Below are 18301 nucleotides of genomic sequence, written 5' to 3' on the forward strand. Positions count from 1 at the left end.
GTTGATCTGGTATTATCAACTGGCTGAGTGGCTCCATTTTCTAATAGACTCACATTCATGAAAACACAAGCATCTGCATCCCTCTACAAAGGTTTTCGCTTCCCAGCTGAGATAATTGGCCATTGCATCTGTTTGTACTTCCGCTTCTCCTTGAGTTTCCGTGATGTTGAAGAGATTATGGCAGAGCGTGGGGTCGTGTTGACCTACGAAACCATCAGGCGGTGGTGTTTGAAATTTGGCCAGACCTATGTCAATGAACTGAAACGTTGTCGCCCAAAAACGGGTGGCAAGTGGCACCTGGATGTAGTGTATCTCAAGATCAATGGCAAGACTCATTATCTGTGGAGAACTGTTGATCAGTGTGGAAATGTCCTGGATATCCTGGTGCAAAGCCGACGTAATAAGCAAGCAGCCAAGAAATTCTTCCGGAAACTGCCCAAGGGCTTGCAATACGTCCCACGGGTGATCATCACGGACAAACAGGCTAGCTACGCTGCAGCGAAGAAGGAGATCTTGCGAAGTGTAGAACATCGCCAGCACAAAGGGCTTAACAATTGCGCGGAGCGTTCGCACCAATCAACTCGACAACGCGAGCGAACCATGCGCCACTTCAAATCCCCAGGACAGGCCCAACAGTTTCTCTCTGCATTTGGGCAGATCCTGGATCACTTTCGTCTGAAAACGGCATCGCCTCACTGCCAGAGATCACCGTGTCCTCATATGGGATCGTTTCCTGGCGTGGAAAGAGATGTCAATTGAGTGTGAAACCAACAAGAGCCAAGAGCACGACCCTTTCGCGTCCTGATCAGTTTTTCAAGTTACTGAGATTGATCGTTTTGCCAAGGTGGTAGACTTTTCCTCTCTCCAAGTGTGTTTCGTGTTCCCATGCGTTCACACCTTCATCATTTTTTTCCTCTCTTCCTGATGCTATCGTAGTGTGGGACCGGGCAGGAAAGCTTCTCTTCCTGAATGTTGCGGCGCTGACGCTCTTTGAGGTCCAGGATTCAGCGCCCTGGTGCGGCACCTCAACCCAGCAGTTCCTCCAGCGCTATACGTGGTGTGACGAACAACAACGATCGTTCTCTTTTCCGCTCTGGTTGCTGAGCCTGACCACCCTCAAGCAAGAAGCCGTGCCCCTCCCCTACGAGCAAACTCTTGTCCTTACTCATCCTTCCGATCACCAGATATGCCTCGAACTGCGCTGTTCACTGGTGTTTGATGGACTGCAGCCGACAGGCGTGCTCGCGTCCTTTCAAGTGATGACTTCCCGCTATCAAAAGGCCCTGCACATCCAGCGGGTCTACGAAGCGTTGATGACCTTGAACGATGCCATCGCGCGGATTCCCGAGCAATTCCTTGCAGGGCACTCTGAAGACCCCTGTCTCCTCTCCCTGCCGGTGCGCTTTGTCGACCAACAGCTCGTAGATGTCATTCGTCAGGTCCTGGCATGTTGGTGTGTGAACCTGGTTGCCTTTCGTGCTCCACTACCTCTTGTGGCACACGTTGCCGGGAGCGGCTTCTCCGCCGAGCGAGAACACCTCTTCCGGGAGCATGGCTGGCGTTTTCGCTTCGCTGATTTTTTTGACGAAACCGTGCTTGCTCGTCTCCAGGCGAATCAGGAGGTGATTCTCTCACCAGGTTGTTTCCATATTCCGACCGGGTATCCTGAAGAGTTTGGGAACGCGAACCTTCTGGTGTTTCCATTGTTTCGGGAGCAGCATTTGGCTGGAATGATTGTGATCCACAAACACCAGTGGGAGGGTGGATATACCCAGGAGGAGATTGATCTCGTGAGGGAGGTCAACGAACACATTCGGTTGTTCATTGAATGTCTGGGCTCCTTGCAAACGTCCTTAGAGAAACAGGCCAGAGAGCTGGTCCTGTCCGAAGTGACTCGGCTATGCTACGACTTCCTGCGGCTTGCCAGTCATGAACTGCGCACCCCACTGACGGGGATTAAGGGAAATTTGCAGTTAGCACAGCGCCGCTTAGAGCGATTACGGAGCGAGATCTCTCAACAGGCTGAGCGCACAAGCGCGCAGCTTGAACGGGCCCGACGGTCGCTCGAATCTGCCGAGCAGAGCGTCCGGCTGCAAGAGCGTATGGTGCAGGATATGATAGATGACGCGCGTATTCAGGCTGGTCAGCTGGATCTCACGCTTGCTCCCTGTGATCTGCTTGTGCTGGTCAAACAGGTAGTAGTGAAGCAGCAGAAGTCCGAGCCCGGACGAGCAATCAAGCTCGAAATCCTGACACCCAACTCCACCATCTCTATCCTGGCCGATGCCGGGCGGATCACTCAGGTGCTCACCATCTACCTGACCACGGCCCTCGCCTCTTCTCCGGTAGAGCAGCCTGTGACCGTTCAGGTGCAAGAAGAGGTGCAGATGGCCCGCTTCTCGGTCCATGACAAAGGAGCAGGTATCCCTCTTGAAGAGCAGATTCGCCTTTGGGATCGCTTCTATCGGGGAAAAGGCAGCTCTGTTCAGCAGGAACTGGATTTGAGTGGAGGGTTACGCTTCTACCTGTACCGGATGCTTCTCGAACACCATCATGGCACCGTTGGGGTTGAAAGCACCCCTGGGCAGGGAGCGACATCCTGGTTAACCTTACCAATGGTCAAACCAACAAGTGTGTCAACAACATAACACCTCTACCTGTTATGATGGAGTAGCTCCGCTGGTCCCTCGGAGAGGGAGCGGGCAGCACGTTTCAGAGGGACACGCCCAGGTGGCTGATCCGGTCGTGGGCCTGCCTGGATCTGAGATGTGGGCCGGGTGACGGATTTCTGGGTGGAAAGCATGATGGTTTCGTCCTCATGCCAGACCGCCAGCAGTGTGCCTTCCACAAGCACATACTGTGCCTCTGTCGGCGTGATCTTTACCCTAATACAACGATTGCGGAACACCACGCGGAACGTGAGCCGATTGATGCCCTCCGGCAGCCTGGGAGCAAATGCGAGAGAACCATCGCGCAGACGCAGTCCACCGAAGCCAGCGACCAGGGCCGTCCAGATGCCCACCAGCGACGCGAGATGCAGGCCGTTGCGCGTGTTCTGCGCCAGATCATAGAGATCCAAAAACGCCACCTCGGCGAAATAGTCATACGCGAGCTGAAGCTGCCCCACCTCAGCCGCGATGACGGCCTGTGTCACTGCTGAGAGCGAGGAATCACGGACGGTCAGCGGCTCGTAGTAGGCGAAGTTACGCGCCTTCTGCTCTGGCGAAAAGGCATCACCCCGCAGGTGCATGGCCAGAACCAGATCAGCCTGTTTGATCACCTGCTTACGATAGAGATCAAAATACGGAATGTGCAGGAACAAGGGATACTGATTTGGTGTAGTGTTCGCAAAGTTCCATCGTTCATAGGAGGTAAAGGCGTCATCCTGGGGGTGACCTGGAGCTCCTGGTCATAGGGGATGATCATCTTCTCGGCTGCCTCATTCCAACTGGTTATCTCGTCTGTGTCTACGCCGAGGGAGCGGGCTACCTGCGGATGACGCCTGGAAGCCTCTGCCGCTGCGCGCAAATTCTGCTGAGCCAGCAGATTGGTATAGACATTGTTGTTGACCAGAGCGCTATACTCGTCGGGTCCGGTGACACCATTGATGAGGAACTTCCCATGGGTATCAAGGAAACCGAGCGAGTGCCACAACCGTGCGGTCTCGACAAGCAATTCCAGCCCCACCTCCTGCTCAAATACGTGATCGTCGGTGCATGCGATGTAAAAAGTCACCGCATACGCTATATCCGCGTTGATATGAAACGCAGCCGTCCCTGCTGGCCAGTAACTTGAACACTCCTCACCATGAATGGTTCGCCAGGGAAAGGCCGCTCCGCGTAGTCCGAGTTGGAGAGCACGGTCCCTGGCCAGCGGGAGGGTCGAGTGCCGCCAGCGCAAGGCTTCGGCGGCAACGTGAGGGAAGAGCAGCGTCAGCACGGGCAGAACAAAGATCTCAGTGTCCCAAAATGTGTGCCCATCATAGCCGGGTCCGGTCAATCCCTTGGCTGGGATCGGGCGCTGCTCTCCTCGGCGGCATGCCTGGAGCGCATGGAACTGCGCGAAGCGTACTGCCTGTTGCAGCTCTGCATCCCCTTCCATCTCGATCCCTGCATGCTTCCAGAACATCTGCACAAAGTCACGCTGCTCGCGGAGCAACCCCTCCCAACCCATGGATCGGGCAGCAGTGAGCGCAGCGATAAGCTGGTCGTGGATCGCTGATCGCGAGCGCTGGCTCGACCAGCCATAGGCCAGAAATTTGATGATTCGCAGTCGCTCACCAGGTCGTAACCAGACATTGAAAGAGACGCGTGCGATGTTGGGAGTACTCTCTGCTTCCATCGTCATCCCTTCCGGCCCCTCGACCAGATGATCCATTGCCGCGCCGATGCGCAGGCGGCTGGCCTGGGTGTGATGGATCAGGAGTCCACGCAGGTTCTGAACTTCGTGTTCCTCGCTTTCAAGCGGGGCAAGAGAAGTAGTGCCCACTCGCGGATCGTTTCCGACATCGGGTAGCGCCTCATTTGCCACGAGCTCCGATTGCACCACGATGCGCACTGGAGCGTCAAGTGGTTCCACCTCATAGCTGATTGCCGCGATTGCCCGTTGGGTAAAGGAAACCAGGCGGATCGACGACACCTTGATCGTGCGTTCAGTCGGCGAAGTCCACGTGACGGACCTGCGTAGGACCCCTTCGCGCAGGTCGAGTTCCCGCTCATGGCTTTGAAGCCGACCATACCGGATGTCAAAAGGGGCATCATCGACCAGGAGGCGGATGATTTTACCATTGGTCACGTTGATGATCGTCTGCCCAGATTCAGGATAGCCATAGGCTCCTTCGGGATATGGCAGGGGGCGGAGCTCATAGAAGGAATTGAGATAGGTGCCAGGAAGACCACATGGCTCTCCTTCATCTAGGTTGCCACGCAGCCCGATATGTCCGTTGGAGAGGGCGAACACCGACTCGGTCTGTGCCAGCACATCCAGGTTGAGCGTTGTCTCGTGAATTTTCCACGCATCGATTGTGATGGTTGATTGTTTCATCATCAATGGTTTCTCCCTTCGACCCCATGATGAGGAGACCTGAAGCACAAATAGCCAAAGGAATATGCAGAAAACGCTCTGCCCTCATCGTGAGGAGACGAGATAGTTGAGGGTTGGCTCTTCTTTCTCAGTCGTTCAAACGCTCAAAAGCAACCGGCAGGTGTTCCGGGCCACGCAGGGCAGCATTCTTGCGATAGGATGGCGGGTCGCAGGCCAGTCGTGGGACCTCGAGTCGGCGTGCGAACGCCTTCAAGGCCGTCACTACTTCGAGCCGAGCAAGCGGAGCATCAACACAGTAATGGTCCCCACTACCAAACCCAAGATGCTCGTTGTCGTCTCGCTCAGGCCAGAAGCGATCCGGATCGACGAAGCGAGCGGGGTCGCGGCTACCTGATGCCAGCAACAGTATGACCGGGGCTCCCTGCGGGATGGTCACATTGGCAATTGGTACATCAGTAAGTGTTGTACGCTTCACAAATTGCACTGGTGGATCATAGCGCTGGATCTCTTCCAGGATCGGGATCGCCAGATCCAGGTTGTGTTGCAGTCGATCGAACACCTCTGGATGGCGCAGCAGCGCCAGCATACCGTTCGTGATCAGGTTGACAGTCGTCTCATGACCAACGATGAGTAGCAATTGCATTGTGGCCAGGAGGTCTGGTTCAAGCAGGCAACCATCCGGGTCGTTCCCAGCAACCAGGGCAGAGAGCAAATCATTCCTTGGATAGGCACGTCGCTTCGCGCTGAGCTGGCGCATATATTCGCACATCCGTATGCGGCATTGTGAGGCGAGCATAAAACCGGGTGGCATCGTCACGAGTGCGGAGCGTAAACACCCCATCAAGGGACGCTTGTTCCTTGTCCGGCCAGGGACGCGCACGGGTGCCGGTAGCGATATAAGAGGCGATCAAAGGGAACCCGTAGCCCATCAGCAAGCTGAACGTGCCGATTGGGCAAATCTAACCCGGCCGCCGGAGTTCCTAACAGCCACCGCGCCGCGATATCTCGTCGCCGAGGCAAGGCGGTTTGCTCTGCCAGGATCCATCCCGTCTGGACGGTTTTGGACAATGGCGGGCGGTCATAAGGTTTATAAGGTTCATCGCCAATCAAGGTCAAATGGCCTCGAAAGCCTTCCGCACGCAGTGTCTCCGCTGTGTACAAACCGGCCAGAGAAGCCCCAACGATCACTACTCGGCCATTGGTAGAATTGGGTGGTATAGGAAGCAGGCTGTTTGTCATGCATTTCCTCCAACACCCCCTGGTTGAGAAGGTTGCTCATCCCGGTAATCGAGAGTGATGGAGTGGATCGGGCACGCTTTCGCAGCCCATATAACCTGCTCACGCAGCTTGCCATCAGGGGTAGAGTTATATTCAAGGGCTCATCGCCATGAAACCGAAAAACGCTCGGCGCGGCAAAGACACACTGCCCATAACTCTGACACCGTGACAGGTCTACCACAATCCTCATTCGCACACTCCTTCATACTCGATACATTCTGGTTTCACTCAGCGAACAAGAGATATCCCTTGATAGTATGAACCCGAGGGAAAGATCAACAAAAGAGTTATAGCCTGACCTACAGCGGTCCTCACAAAGATTGAGCCTGACGCTACTCCATCTGATGGCAACTTTATGGTAGCTGCCGATCGTTTGCTGTCGACAGCTACCATAACCACCCTTTCCCACTCTATCTGCCTCGTGCGAGCTTCCTTGTGAGGAAGATTGTCTCATGAACTAGACACTCCTTGCCGCGTTTTTCCTCGTTATCCGACTTATGCTACGATGGGTCTTGCTCTGCTTGACCCTACACCCCCGAGGAGAGCATACCTTCCGGCAATGGGCCCAAACGCTTGATTGGAAGAAGCTCTTACCGAGGTCATGAGGCTGAACCCACCGTCTTTTATGCAGAGAACAATAAAGGACGCTTCCGTTCAGGAGATGCAGGAACTGCATGGGAGGAACTGCCCATTCCCCGGCCCTCACATATGCCACCAGGGCGTGCGTATGCTCTTGTTGTTACACACGCATAACTCTCCAAGGAAGGCTTCATTGTGAGTGTCCGTGATGGAATGATTTTCTTAGTGTACAGTTTTCACCTTTCGATATGCCGATTCCACCAGCGCATAGCTATGCTTGGCATGCGTGAAGCAGCATGCCAAGCATAGCTATGCGCTGGTAGTCGATGGATGAGAGTACTTGCGACCGGATACGGGAACGTTTCTCGCTCAAATAGTTAAAAACGTTATATAGCGCACGTGTTGTGCAGGAGAGGAATAAAGACTAACAGGCCAGTCGTCTTGAACTCGCATCAGGCATGGCACTACCCCTCTGTTGGAAAGGGATTGTTTGATGGCAAGAAAAGACTGTCGCGCTCCCGCGACGACGGAGCAGGTGCTGACGCGCTTGCGGACTCATTGCAGCTACTGTGGCCGCTCGATATCGGTGGCATACCGCACCCAACGCACGATTACCACGTTGCAGGGGAATTGTCGGCTGAAAGTCCTGTAGATTCTGCGCGACTGTCTTTCTGGAGAAATCCTTCTCGCGCGGAGCCTGTTGAGTGCTTGCGAGGCTGATCTGGCAGATCTGCTCCGTGAGGTGCAACAGATGCTTGACGGCGTTCCTATTCGTGGCGTGATCTCTGATGGGCAACATTCCATCCGCAAGGCAGTGCAAACGGCATTGCCGGACGTACCCTATCAGTTGTGCCATTTCCATTACCTGCGCGAAGCGGCCAAGCCGGTCTATGAAGCGGATCGGTACGCCAAGAAAGAACTCAAAAAGCAAATTCGCGGAGTCCGTCCGATTGAACGAGCCGTCTAAAAACGGAATGATGCAGAGGCTGAGGTGATTTGTGGTGATTGTTTGGCGGTCTGCAGCGCCTTAACAGACGATGGTAGACCACCATTAGAAGCGCCTGGCCTCAAGCTCCATGCTCGCATCTCAGCCATTGTTGTGTCATTCACCCGGATCTCTGAAAAAGGGGCTTGCCGCGTGAGTTAGAACGCATGCACGTTTTCCTGACTAAAGGACTCACCGAAATCGCCGCCCTGTGGTCAGATGTACAACCCGGATATGCATGGGTTCATTGGATTGCACATCTGTTGAGCAATGACACCAATCAGACGGCGGCAGAGGTACGTCAGGCGTATGAAGACCTCCTGGCTGAGATGGAGCAAGCGCCTCTCTCTTCTGAGACACTCGCTACAATGCTCTCGACCTTTCGCAAAGTTACCACCAGTTATTGGCCTAGCCTCTTTCACTGCTACGACCTTCCTGATCTCCCACGCACGAACAACGCGTTAGAGCAATATTTGGCTCAGCACGCTACTATGAGCGGCGGGTGACCGGGCAAAAACAGGCCTCCTCTGGCTTGGTAGTCCGTGGAGCCGTTCGGATAGTGGCCTCCGTCGCTTCCCGTCTGCGGGAACGAACTAAACCATCGTCACGAAGGCTTCCGTAAGTCTCCTGAAAGATATTTTGCAGAGCTTGAAGAGAAGCTCTGCAAGGAAAGATTACCAATGTAGAAAAAAGGGCTCTCCCACCATCCTTGTGCGAACTTCAGCGACTCTTGAAAAAAGGGTTGCAGAAAACAGAGGAGCTTTGGGCTTCCATTGCCCAAGCCTACCATTGGGTTCATTGAGCCACCTCTCTTCTGAGCAATGAAGAGAAGGCCTCTGCCACGCTGGTTCGTGCGTGGTATGAAACACTCTTGCAAGAGATGGTTGCTTCCCAAGCAACCGCTGGCTCGCTCGCATCGGCGCTTTCTCAAGGTGACCAACAGCTTTGCGCCGGGACTCTTTCACTGCTATGAAGTAGCAGGTCTTGCTCGTATTAACAATGATTTGGAGCACTGTTTCGGGGTGGTACGTTATCATGAACGGCGAGCCACCGGACGACGTGGTGCCGTTCCGATTGCATGCACATAAGACCCTCTTTTTTGGCACGCAGGGATATTGACAGTGTCGCTCTTATCAATTATAGTACGTCTGACGACATGTCGTTTGGTGATATGTTTTTAGACGTACTATGGCAATGAGGAGGAACAGTGTATGGGCATGCCTGATCTTGGACGATTTTCTGACCCGTCCATTTTGATTTTAGCGAGCCTGGCTAGTGGCAAGAAACATGGTTATGCCATTATGGAAGATATTGAGTCTATCGCCCAGGTGCGCCTGGGAACGGGAACGCTCTATGGAGCTATCGCGCGCTTGGAAGAACATGGTTTGATTGAAGCGCTCGCAGCTGAGGGACGTGGACGCCGCCCGTATCGCCTGACCTCTGCTGGAGTGATCTTCTTGCGCGAACAACTTATTAGCATGGAAGCGTTAGCGACGCTTGGCCTACGGAGGTTGGCAACGTTATGAATATTCATACCCTATTACTTCGGCTCTATCCGCGCCACTGGCGGGAGCGTTACGAGGAAGAGTTTCTGGTCATACTTACATCTCACCCTTTCTCCTGGCTTGAGGGTATTGATATCATACGTGGTGCGTTCGATGCTCACTTGCATCCATCCCTGGGAACGGCAGATAAGTCACCCTTGGAGAAGACGAAGCATATGAACGCATCTCTGCGAAGTTCGCTTCTGATCATCTTCTGTGCCTATATCGGCATTATCCTTCCCGGCATGGGCTTGCAGAAAATGGCCGAAGATGCGGAGTTCCAGCGGATCGCTAGCACCTCAAGCCCCGTTGGCATCACCTTTACTTTGGTCATCATTGGAGCCATTAGCGCACTCCTGGCAGTGGTGATTGGCGGCGTACCCATTGTCATATCCGCGATTCGGTCTGCCCTGGTGCGGAAGCGGTATGAGCTTCTGGTTGGGCTGGCTGTGCCCGTTCTCGTGTACATGGCATTTCTGAACATGACACAACTTCACATAACGCTCTTTCCTCAGGGGAGTCAGCCTTCAACGCCAGAACACATACTCATAGGGCGAACCATCTTTGTGTGTATGCTTCTCATCGCAGCCATTGCCAGCGCTGGCTCGGTATGCTTTACCGTCGCCCGAAGCGACGTCTCAGAACACGCTCTACGCTTTGCTGTGGTCCCGTCCACCCTGGCAACGCTCTCGATGGTGCTCATCGCGATGGCTACCATTCTGTGTGGGTTTGCCACACGAGCGAGCGCCTCGCAATTCTTCGCGGGAAACCACGGTATTGTCGATATGAGCACATCAGGGACATGGCTTGGCATCAGCCTTGCGATGATCGTCACAAGCGTACTGGCCGTCATCGGACTTGTACGCGGCCTCTCAGTTCACTCCACTTTGCACAAAATTACGGCTTAGTACCACTGCATAATTCCCTATGGCCTGACTCTAGAGCGGGCTTCTAGCAAGATAGGTTCAGAGGTCCTATCGACAGTTCATCATGTCAAAATTTAGAGGCTTTCTTACGCGAAAGGAGTACCAACATGCAGGCGAAACACCCCCCAGAGGCCACGACAGTTCCATCATCCTCGCCAACAGGGGAGACCGTCTTACGCACCTATGGCTTAACAAAACACTACGGCTCGCGGATAGCCGTCCATCAGCTCAACCTGGAAATACGTCGCGGCGAAATTGTAGGCTTTCTCGGTCCCAATGGTGCAGGCAAGACAACGACGATCCGCATGATTCTTGGCTTGATTACCCCCACTGCCGGGCGAGTAGAGCTGTTTGGACATGATCTCGCGACCGAACGCGCCTCAATACTCCCACGCATCGGCACATTGGTGGAGTCACCCGCGCTGTATTTGCATTTGAGCGCAAGGGACAATTTGCGTGCCTTTGGCGATGTTCTGGGAGGCGTATCGCGCCAGCGTATTGAGGAAGTGCTTGAGCTGGTCGGGCTGCAAGCGCGCCAGAGAGATCGTGCGCGCACCTACTCGCTAGGTATGAAGCAGCGTCTTGCCATAGGGATCGCTCTGCTGAACAATCCAGACCTGCTCATTCTTGATGAGCCAGCCAACGGGCTTGATCCGGCAGGCATCGTTGAAATGCGCGATCTGCTCCGCCAACTCGCAGACGCTGATAAGACAGTTTTCCTGTCCAGCCACTTCTTAGGTGAAGTACAGCAGATTTGTGCGCGGGTGCTCTTCTTCAATGCAGGCAAACTGGTTGCGGATAAGCGCGTCGCAGAACTGCTCCGGGGCCAGGGCGAGTTTGTGGTACAGCTTGAGCACCCCCACGAGGCCCTGATACTCCTTCAGCAGCAGTCGTGGGGGCAATCGGCGCGCCTGGATGGGGCTGGGGCAATTCTCACGTCCGCTCCCAATGAGAGTGGGCGCGAACTCTTTGTTTTCTTATCCCAGTCAGGCTTTCCGCCTGAAAGCCTCTCGCCAGCCGCTCAAAATCTGGAAGAAGTTTTCTTCTCAATCATACATACTCACGAAGGAGACAACTAAACATGCATATCCAGGTTCCCTCTGATACATCATTTCTTTCCTCTGAGCGTGTCAGATATGTCAGCTTTTCAGGTATCGTACGTGGGGAGTTTGTGAAGATCGCGCGTCTTTTCTGGTGGATGACTGCCATCCTGGCGATAGGCTTTCTTGCGGCCTTGTTGCTTCAGGCAAGCGTCCCGGATCTCAACCTTTCCGCGCAAAAGACGCCACTCCACTTTCTCTATGACATCATGGAAACTGGCATGACCTTTTTTCGCATCCTGGTTGGCATCTTTCTCTTGATCCTGACTTCGCTGTGCATTGGACGTGAGTACCAGTATGGTACCATTCGGATTGTGCTTGCACGCGGGGTCGGACGAGTGCAACTATTGCTTGCCAAGCTGGCCCTGATCGTGCTTCTGAGCCTGGGACTTGTCGTCCTGTTCTCTCTGATCACACTCATCTTTCTCTGCATGCTCTCATTTGCGCTTGTAGGCAATCTCGCTCCACTTGGTGCTACGACATCAGCATTCTGGGCCAATACTGGTCGCGACTTGCTTGCCGTTGTCATCAGCATGGGCGCGACCATTTTGTTGGCAGCAGCCATGAGCGCACTTGGACGCTCGCTCACTTTTGGGATAAGCGCTTCCCTGGCCTGGTTTCCGCTCGACAATGTCAGTGCGCTTGTCTTGAATGTGCTCGCAGAGGTGACCCATAGTCATTTCTGGCCTTCACTCTCACTGTACTTGCTTGGCCCACAGCTTAATCGCCTGCCTGATAGGTTGCTTCCTAAAGAGGTACAGGGCGTGTCCGCTTCCTTTGGTGCGGAACCTCTTGTGTCTGTAAGTCTGGTGCAGGCTCTCATGGTCGTTGGAGCTTATGTACTGATTTTCCTGGTGCTCACTCTCGTGACGACCTGGAAGCGCGATATCAAAGAATAGAGAGTAAATACTCAGGGAGGAGTTTTATGCGTCTACGTTTTCCACTATGGTTGAAGAGGCTCGTGAAAATTTTTGCGCTTGTGCTGCTGCTTCTCGTTCTTGTACTTGTATCCGGCCTGGTCTTTATCGGAGTGCGGCATGAACAAACGTTGATATTACCAGCCCCCAATGGCTCCTATGCTATTGGCAGGCAGGAGTATGTGTGGACTGACAAGGCACGTGTTGATACGCTTGCGCCACGAGCAGGAACAAAGAGGGAGTTTGTCGTGTGGTCCTGGTATCCTGCAGTGAGCATGCCAGGCGCACGGTCCGCTCCGTACCTACCCCAGAAGTGGGGACAGATAAGTGATCAGGAACAAACGATGCTTGGCCTGTCGCTCAAACAGAGGAGTACGTCCATCCAGACTCATAGCATTGAGGGCTCTCCACTTGCGAAGAGCAAGACCAGTTATCCAGTACTTATCTTCGAGCCGGGTATGGGCAACACCCCCACACAATATACGACCCTGCTTGAAGATCTCGCGAGTCACGGGTACATCATCTTTGCCATCACGCCAATCTATAGCGCCAATATTGTGGTCTTTCCCGATGGACACGTCGCCAGATCGACGCCCGCTGGGAATCCGGAGTATGACTCTGCCCCACTTCTCAATATCTGGTCACAGGATGTTCTCTTTGCCATGGACCAGCTAGAGAAGCTGAACACGGATCCGGGCACGATGTTTACAAAGCGTCTCGACCTGACGCGCCTGGGTGTCTTTGGGCATTCCTTTGGGGGTGCGACGGCGGTTCAGGTCTGCCATATGGACTCACGTTGCAAGGCTGGCATTAATATGGATGGCTACTTGACTGGTGATACGACTCAGATGAGCCTTACACGTCCATTTCTGTTTCTCCAAAGCGATATAGGCTCCTGCTCAGATTCCGGATGCCAGTCCTTCCAGCGCGATATACACACAGTCCAGCGCACAATTGCGCAAGGCGCAAGCTACAATGTGTGCATCAAGGGCGCGGAGCATTTCAATTTTTCTGATTATGCTCTCGATAACGCCCCCTGGATATTGCGCTCCCTCGGTGCTCTTGGCCCTATAGACGGGGCGCGTGGTCTACAGATCACGCGGGCCTATGTCCTGGCTTTCTTTGACATGTATCTCAACCACACACCCTCCCCGCTCTTGCAGGGAAAGATAAGCGCTTACCCAGAAGTCCAGTTTCTTGCCCCTTAACACGTTCGTTCTTCTCCTTGTGGAGTGATATAGCATAGTTCTACAAAGAGGATCTTCTATGATCCAACCATTGTGCAAGCGAGCAGCAAAACGTATGAGCGCCTCAATCTGGCGCTGGCACAACTATCACAGGGCAGCAGGATCGATTTATGAAGTATTGGAGGTGCTATAAAGCAGAGTTGTTCTCGATTACATTGAAGCATCCTTTCTCTTCGCTCTCCCTGAGGCATTTAGAGGCAGAGAAGGAGCAATGGTGTGTTCCGCGTCACCTGGGTATTATTATGGATGGTAATCGAAGATTTGCAAGGGAACATCAGATTTGGAACACAGACCGAAAACAATTTGGTCATGCCAGGGAGCAGAGAAACTGGAAGAAATTCTGCATTGGTGCTACGAGCTAGGCATACATATTGTTTCAGTATGGTGCCTCTCTCTCAATAACTTCCAACGTGATCGGGCAGAAATAGATGTGATCTTTGACTTGGTGAAAAAAAAGTCAGGCGATTTTGTTCAACGCTCTGATGTATAAACCAAACAAACACGTTTGCGTTTTCTCGGCGAATTGTAGCATCTTCCCCTGGATGTTCAGGAAGCGATCCATTACGCGGAAGAGTCTACCAAAGGGTATGATCACTATCACTTAAATGTTTGCCTTGGGTACGGTGGACGATGTGACTTCATTCGCGAAAACTTGCACATGAGGTTATTGCTGCTCAGAATGTTCACGTCGTGAGTTCCACGGCGTTCGCCTGTAGAGAGGCTGTAAGACCCAGCGCGGTGAAAACCAAACCAGGGAAGCCTCAACGAAGCCGGAAACCCTCGAAGTGATTCGAGGAATTCCAAATTCCTACCAAACACAAGACCCCTGGGAAGCAATGACATGAGATGCCCCGAATTTTAAGGTTGGGGGAAAAAGGCAAGAGCAATGCCAAGGAAAAGAGGCATTGCTCTTGCCCCAATTGACAGCACCCCAAAGGATGGGAGAGATGACATTTGCCAAAGTGGCAGGAATAACATCCTATCTGACCAGTTTTTGGCTCTGTTCTCTCATTCGTTTTTCGGAGATAGTTCAGATGAAGGTGTTTGCCCAGAAGATGATCGCCGAGAGAGGTGTGCTGGACCAGCAACGATGATCACCACCAATGCCACAAGGCATTGTGCTACCACCCCTTGCCAATGCTCCCAAAGCGAAAGAGGGAGATAGAGGGCAGTGATGTTGAGTGCATTGTGGAACAAAAATGTCATCAAGACACTCCCTCGTGTGTGATTGTAAACCCAGGTAAACAGAATGCTGTTCGCAAGAGTGCCGAGCGCGAAGACGAAGAACGGAGTAGTGGATTGAGACGTTCCTGGTATGAAGTAGAATGGAAGGTGCCACACTGTCCACAAGACACCAAGGATGAGGCTTGCTCCCAAGGCACCGTACCGATCCTGGAGCTTTGGCAGGGCAAATCCGCGCCATCCTGGTTCCTCCCCCGCTGGACCACCAAGCAGACCGCCGAGAAGAAACAATGGGACGATCAGAAGCCAGGGATTGATGCCGGCGGGAAGAGGAAGAGGAGGTTGCTGGACCACTGGAGGATGGGCGAAATCGAAAGTAGGCCCTCCTAGAAAAGATGTTGCCACCAGGGCAATGCATGTCACAAGGGCCGGTTCGAAGAGCACCACGAGATACCACCAGGGGTTGACTCGCCAGATGAACAATTGGCGGAAAAAGGCGCGCATCCCTTCCTTGCCAGCGGTTATCGCTGTAACCAATAAAGCAGCAGGGAGCGGTCCAATACTGCCCACAAACGTGAGGGGAAAGATGAGACTGGATGGGAGAGAGAGGAAGCCGTGAGCAGAGAGAGCTACCAGACCCAGCAAGAGCCATGAGAGAGCGTAGGTCAATACAAAGTAAGCGACGAGTGGATGGGATTTCCAGACCCGAAACCGCTTCTTCCTCTCATTTTCCCCCTGTTCTTTTAGACTTATTTGCATGTTATTCTTCTGTTGTTCTTTTAGGTTTGCTTGCATTGTATCTCTACAATCCTCCTGTGTTTTTGTTTCCACAGATAATATCTCTCATGGCTGTTTCTGAAGTATGTCAAAAATGTTACGAAAGTAATGCATTTTGTCATTTCAGACGTTCTCCCAGGTGAAATTGGTAGACCTTTCAGCGAATAGTAGGCTCTTCCAGAAGATGCTTCTGTGCCATTCATGTGTCCTGGCAGAATTGAGAGAGACGAGTAGAAGGGGGGTGACCATTGGAAAAATCGCTCTTTTCTCATGGAGGAAAGGGTCATAATTCGTTTTTATTTCTTTAGATAGGTGTAGGCAAATAGTGACATCTCTTCCTCTTGCCAAAGCTGTGTTTTTCTGGTATATTTGTTCTACTTACGACACAGAGGGAGGAAGCGCAACCGGATGATCCGTGGGTATCGGGGAGAACTTGACCTCAATAATCGGCAAAAGACGCTCTGCCGTAAACATGCTGGAGCCGCTCGCTGGGCCTTCAATTACGGTCTTCGCCGCAAACAAGAGGCCTACAAAGCTGGGCAGAAAACGCCCACCGCCATCGATCTGCATCGCGAGATCAATGCTCTCAAGCCCTCTGAGCCTTGGATGCGCGAGGTCAGCAAGTGCGCCTTCCAAGAGGCTTTGCGTGACCTGGATGCCGCCTTCAAGCACTTCTTTCGCAAGTGCCGGCTCAAAAAGGGGGGGCATGGAAAGGCTCGTGTGGCTATCCCCGCTTCAAAAGCCGGAAGAAGGCCATCGGTGGTGCCCGCTTCACCGGGAGCATTCGGGTGTCTGCGGGTGCCATCCAATTGCCTCGTTTGGGAATGCTCCGACTCAAAGAGCACGGCTATTTCCCTCTGGGCGGCAAGATCAGCAGTGCGACCATCCGTGAGCAAACAGGCAGGTGGTATGTCTCCATCTGTGTGCACGAGCAAGCAGGGGAAGCGAAAGACCCCCAGAGAGCCACAGGTGACGTCATTGGGGTTGACCTGGGGATTAAGTGGCTGGCGACCCTCTCTGATGGACGCACCTTCGAGAATCCCAAGGCACTGCGCAAGAAGATCACGATGTTAAAACGCCTCTCGCGGCGCCAGAGTCGCAAGGCCAAAGGATCACGCAATCGCCAGAAAGCCAAGCTGCGCCTCTCACGGATGCACGCTCGGATCGCCAACGTGCGCCAAGACGCTTTGCACCAAGCAATCGCCCAGATCGTGGCGAGAACCAAGCCCGATCAAGAGCGGCCGCGTGTGATCGTCTTAGAGGATTTGAATATTGCAGGTATGCTCAAGAACCGCAGGCTGGCTCGAGCGATTGCGGATGTGGGCATGTACGAGTTCAAGCGGCAGATGCTCTACAAAGCCGAACAGGCAGGGGTGAAGGTGCTGCTGGCCTCCCGCTGGGAACCCTCTTCAAAAACCTGTTCGTGGTGTGGCTGGATCAATGAGGCGCTCACCCTTTCAGATCGAGTCTTTGTCTGCCTGGAGTGTGGAAGCGTGCAAGACCGAGATGCCAATGCCGCCAACAATCTCGCGGCGTTGGCACAATGAACGTGGCGTACCGCAAGTTCTGCGGGAAGTGACGCCTGTGGAGCAGGTGTAAGACAAGCGAAACGCTTGCAATCTGCGTTGTACCCCTCGAGGGTTGAAGCAGGAACCGAACACGAAATGTGGACTGTCCATGTTTGGGTAAGTTTCGGAGAACGGTAGGCGCAAGGTGGCCGATTGATGTCACGAACAGGTTTTTTGTCACATTGGAGAAGCGTGGTGCAATGGCCTGAGGAGACAATTTATGAGAGAATTGCCGAGAAATAGAGAGAACAATTGACAGCTCATCACGATCTCTGGGTGTGATAGCCACGCTTGACAGCTACGCCAGTAGACAACCACAGACCTCCAGACGAAAATATGGATGAAATGGCTTGTAATGAGCACGCAGTAGAGAGAGATGTTGGTGGACAGCTATCTCCAAATCATCAATTGTGTACTTTGAGGAGAAAAAATCAAAGCACCTCACCAAAAAGAATCACCCAACTTCGGGCATATGTTGAATGACAGGCCCTTTATTCTTGAATAATGGGAAACGGCAAGCCCATAAGCCACGCCTTTATCGCTTCATAGAGACGTTCATCCCTCCACTGATACCATGCCTGTATCCACGTTTCGCCCATGCTCGATAGGACTGCCTTAAATCGTCTGAATGCCCCTTTTCCCATTAATGCAAGAGAAAGTTTTTCAGCAGCCTGCTCATTTTGTGGAGCAACCAGTTGATCAACAAACGCTCGCATCCAGAGATATGCCTCCCTAGATGGGATACTTTCAATAGGCAGATAGATGTCGTCGTTCTCCTCTATGTCTTCTGGCTGCGCATCTTGCTCGTCGTATATCGAATCCAAGACTGAAATGAAGATGACTTCGCCCGTTTGCGTATTCAAATAATAGGAATACCCCCGCTTGCATCTTGCATCGCAACCTCAAGCATATCTTCATCGATGTGTTTGCCATTCGGTAGTTTCCACATAGCAGCCAGTGTCCTTTGCTCGCTTTTTCTTTGGTATACCTGAATGGAGTATAGCATAGGCTCTTTCCTACAGAGAGTTCGTACACAATACAACTCAGCGCGCCTTTTGTCATTGCTCCAAGCTCATAGTATATTAAGAGCAGAAGTCATCTGATGTCACCCAAAGGTGTTCAGGACCTAGAAAGATTGACAAAAGACCTGGCAGA

Annotated in this window: 12 protein-coding genes and 6 pseudogenes; 13 read left to right on the plus strand and 5 right to left on the minus strand. The window is 53.0% G+C overall.

Annotation, left to right across the window (positions count from 1 at the left end):
* Positions 1 to 57: 57 nt before the first annotated feature.
* Positions 58 to 805, plus strand: a pseudogene (locus K3T82_RS25940) (IS6 family transposase).
* 130 nt (positions 806 to 935) lie between these two features.
* A complete protein-coding gene (locus K3T82_RS25945) occupies positions 936 to 2648 on the plus strand; it encodes a sensor histidine kinase (RefSeq protein WP_220196438.1) in 1713 nt (570 codons plus the stop codon).
* Between the two features lie 5 nt (positions 2649 to 2653).
* Here the strand turns inward: K3T82_RS25945 and K3T82_RS25950 are convergent.
* From K3T82_RS25950 to K3T82_RS25960, 3 genes and pseudogenes are all read right to left on the minus strand, one after another.
* Positions 2654 to 5046: pseudogene (locus K3T82_RS25950) on the minus strand (glycoside hydrolase family 65 protein).
* Between the two features lie 124 nt (positions 5047 to 5170).
* A complete protein-coding gene (locus tag K3T82_RS25955) occupies positions 5171 to 5884 on the minus strand; it encodes a cytochrome P450 (protein ID WP_236031531.1) in 714 nt (237 codons plus the stop codon).
* A pseudogene (locus K3T82_RS25960) lies at positions 5829 to 6282 on the minus strand (FAD-dependent oxidoreductase); the annotation flags it as partial. The gene K3T82_RS25955 and the pseudogene K3T82_RS25960, both read right to left, overlap by 56 nt.
* Positions 6283 to 7393: 1111 nt before the next feature.
* On the opposite strand from K3T82_RS25960, the gene K3T82_RS25965 reads away from it, so the two are divergent.
* The 9 genes and pseudogenes from K3T82_RS25965 (at position 7394) to K3T82_RS50060 (ending at position 14109) form a co-directional block, all read left to right on the plus strand.
* Positions 7394 to 7552: a hypothetical protein gene (locus K3T82_RS25965; RefSeq protein ID WP_220196440.1), complete on the plus strand. Its 159-nt coding sequence runs from the start codon at positions 7394 to 7396 to the stop codon at positions 7550 to 7552.
* A pseudogene (locus K3T82_RS47870) lies at positions 7553 to 8571 on the plus strand (ISNCY family transposase); the annotation flags it as partial. It abuts the gene before it with no gap.
* A 234-nt stretch (positions 8572 to 8805) separates the two neighbouring features.
* Positions 8806 to 8958 (plus strand): annotated as a pseudogene (locus K3T82_RS25980) (ISNCY family transposase); the annotation flags it as partial.
* Between the two features lie 138 nt (positions 8959 to 9096).
* Entirely contained in the window at positions 9097 to 9411 is a 315-nt protein-coding gene (locus K3T82_RS25985; protein ID WP_220196444.1) for a PadR family transcriptional regulator, read from the plus strand.
* Complete coding sequence (locus K3T82_RS25990) at positions 9408 to 10337, plus strand: hypothetical protein (RefSeq protein ID WP_220196445.1); 930 nt, start codon at positions 9408 to 9410, stop codon at positions 10335 to 10337. The genes K3T82_RS25985 and K3T82_RS25990 overlap by 4 nt, the downstream gene beginning before the upstream one ends.
* Before the next feature lie 125 nt (positions 10338 to 10462).
* A complete protein-coding gene (locus K3T82_RS25995) occupies positions 10463 to 11434 on the plus strand; it encodes an ABC transporter ATP-binding protein (RefSeq protein ID WP_220196446.1) in 972 nt (323 codons plus the stop codon).
* A 2-nt stretch (positions 11435 to 11436) separates the two neighbouring features.
* Positions 11437 to 12354, plus strand: a complete 918-nt coding sequence (locus tag K3T82_RS26000) for an ABC transporter permease (RefSeq protein ID WP_220196447.1) — start codon at positions 11437 to 11439, stop codon at positions 12352 to 12354.
* Between the two features lie 26 nt (positions 12355 to 12380).
* A complete protein-coding gene (locus tag K3T82_RS26005; protein WP_220196448.1) occupies positions 12381 to 13580 on the plus strand; it encodes an alpha/beta hydrolase family protein in 1200 nt (399 codons plus the stop codon).
* Positions 13581 to 13899: 319 nt separating this feature from the next.
* A complete protein-coding gene (locus K3T82_RS50060) occupies positions 13900 to 14109 on the plus strand; it encodes an undecaprenyl diphosphate synthase family protein (RefSeq protein WP_220196449.1) in 210 nt (69 codons plus the stop codon).
* A gap of 518 nt (positions 14110 to 14627) precedes the next feature.
* Here the strand turns inward: K3T82_RS50060 and K3T82_RS26020 are convergent.
* Positions 14628 to 15560, minus strand: a complete 933-nt coding sequence (locus K3T82_RS26020; protein ID WP_220196450.1) for a CPBP family intramembrane glutamic endopeptidase — start codon at positions 15558 to 15560, stop codon at positions 14628 to 14630.
* 426 nt (positions 15561 to 15986) lie between these two features.
* On the opposite strand from K3T82_RS26020, the pseudogene K3T82_RS47875 reads away from it, so the two are divergent.
* Both K3T82_RS47875 and K3T82_RS26030 read left to right on the plus strand, forming a co-directional pair.
* Positions 15987 to 16064, plus strand: a pseudogene (locus K3T82_RS47875) (hypothetical protein); the annotation flags it as partial.
* A 197-nt stretch (positions 16065 to 16261) separates the two neighbouring features.
* Entirely contained in the window at positions 16262 to 17125 is an 864-nt protein-coding gene (locus K3T82_RS26030) for an RNA-guided endonuclease InsQ/TnpB family protein (protein ID WP_236031535.1), read from the plus strand.
* Between the two features lie 512 nt (positions 17126 to 17637).
* On the opposite strand, the gene K3T82_RS26035 is transcribed toward K3T82_RS26030, so the two are convergent.
* Complete coding sequence (locus K3T82_RS26035; RefSeq protein ID WP_307811171.1) at positions 17638 to 18009, minus strand: UPF0158 family protein; 372 nt, start codon at positions 18007 to 18009, stop codon at positions 17638 to 17640.
* Between the last annotated feature and the right edge of the window lie 292 nt (positions 18010 to 18301).

The organism is Ktedonospora formicarum (assembly GCF_016587355.1).
GTDB lineage: Bacteria > Chloroflexota > Ktedonobacteria > Ktedonobacterales > Ktedonobacteraceae > Ktedonobacter > Ktedonobacter formicarum.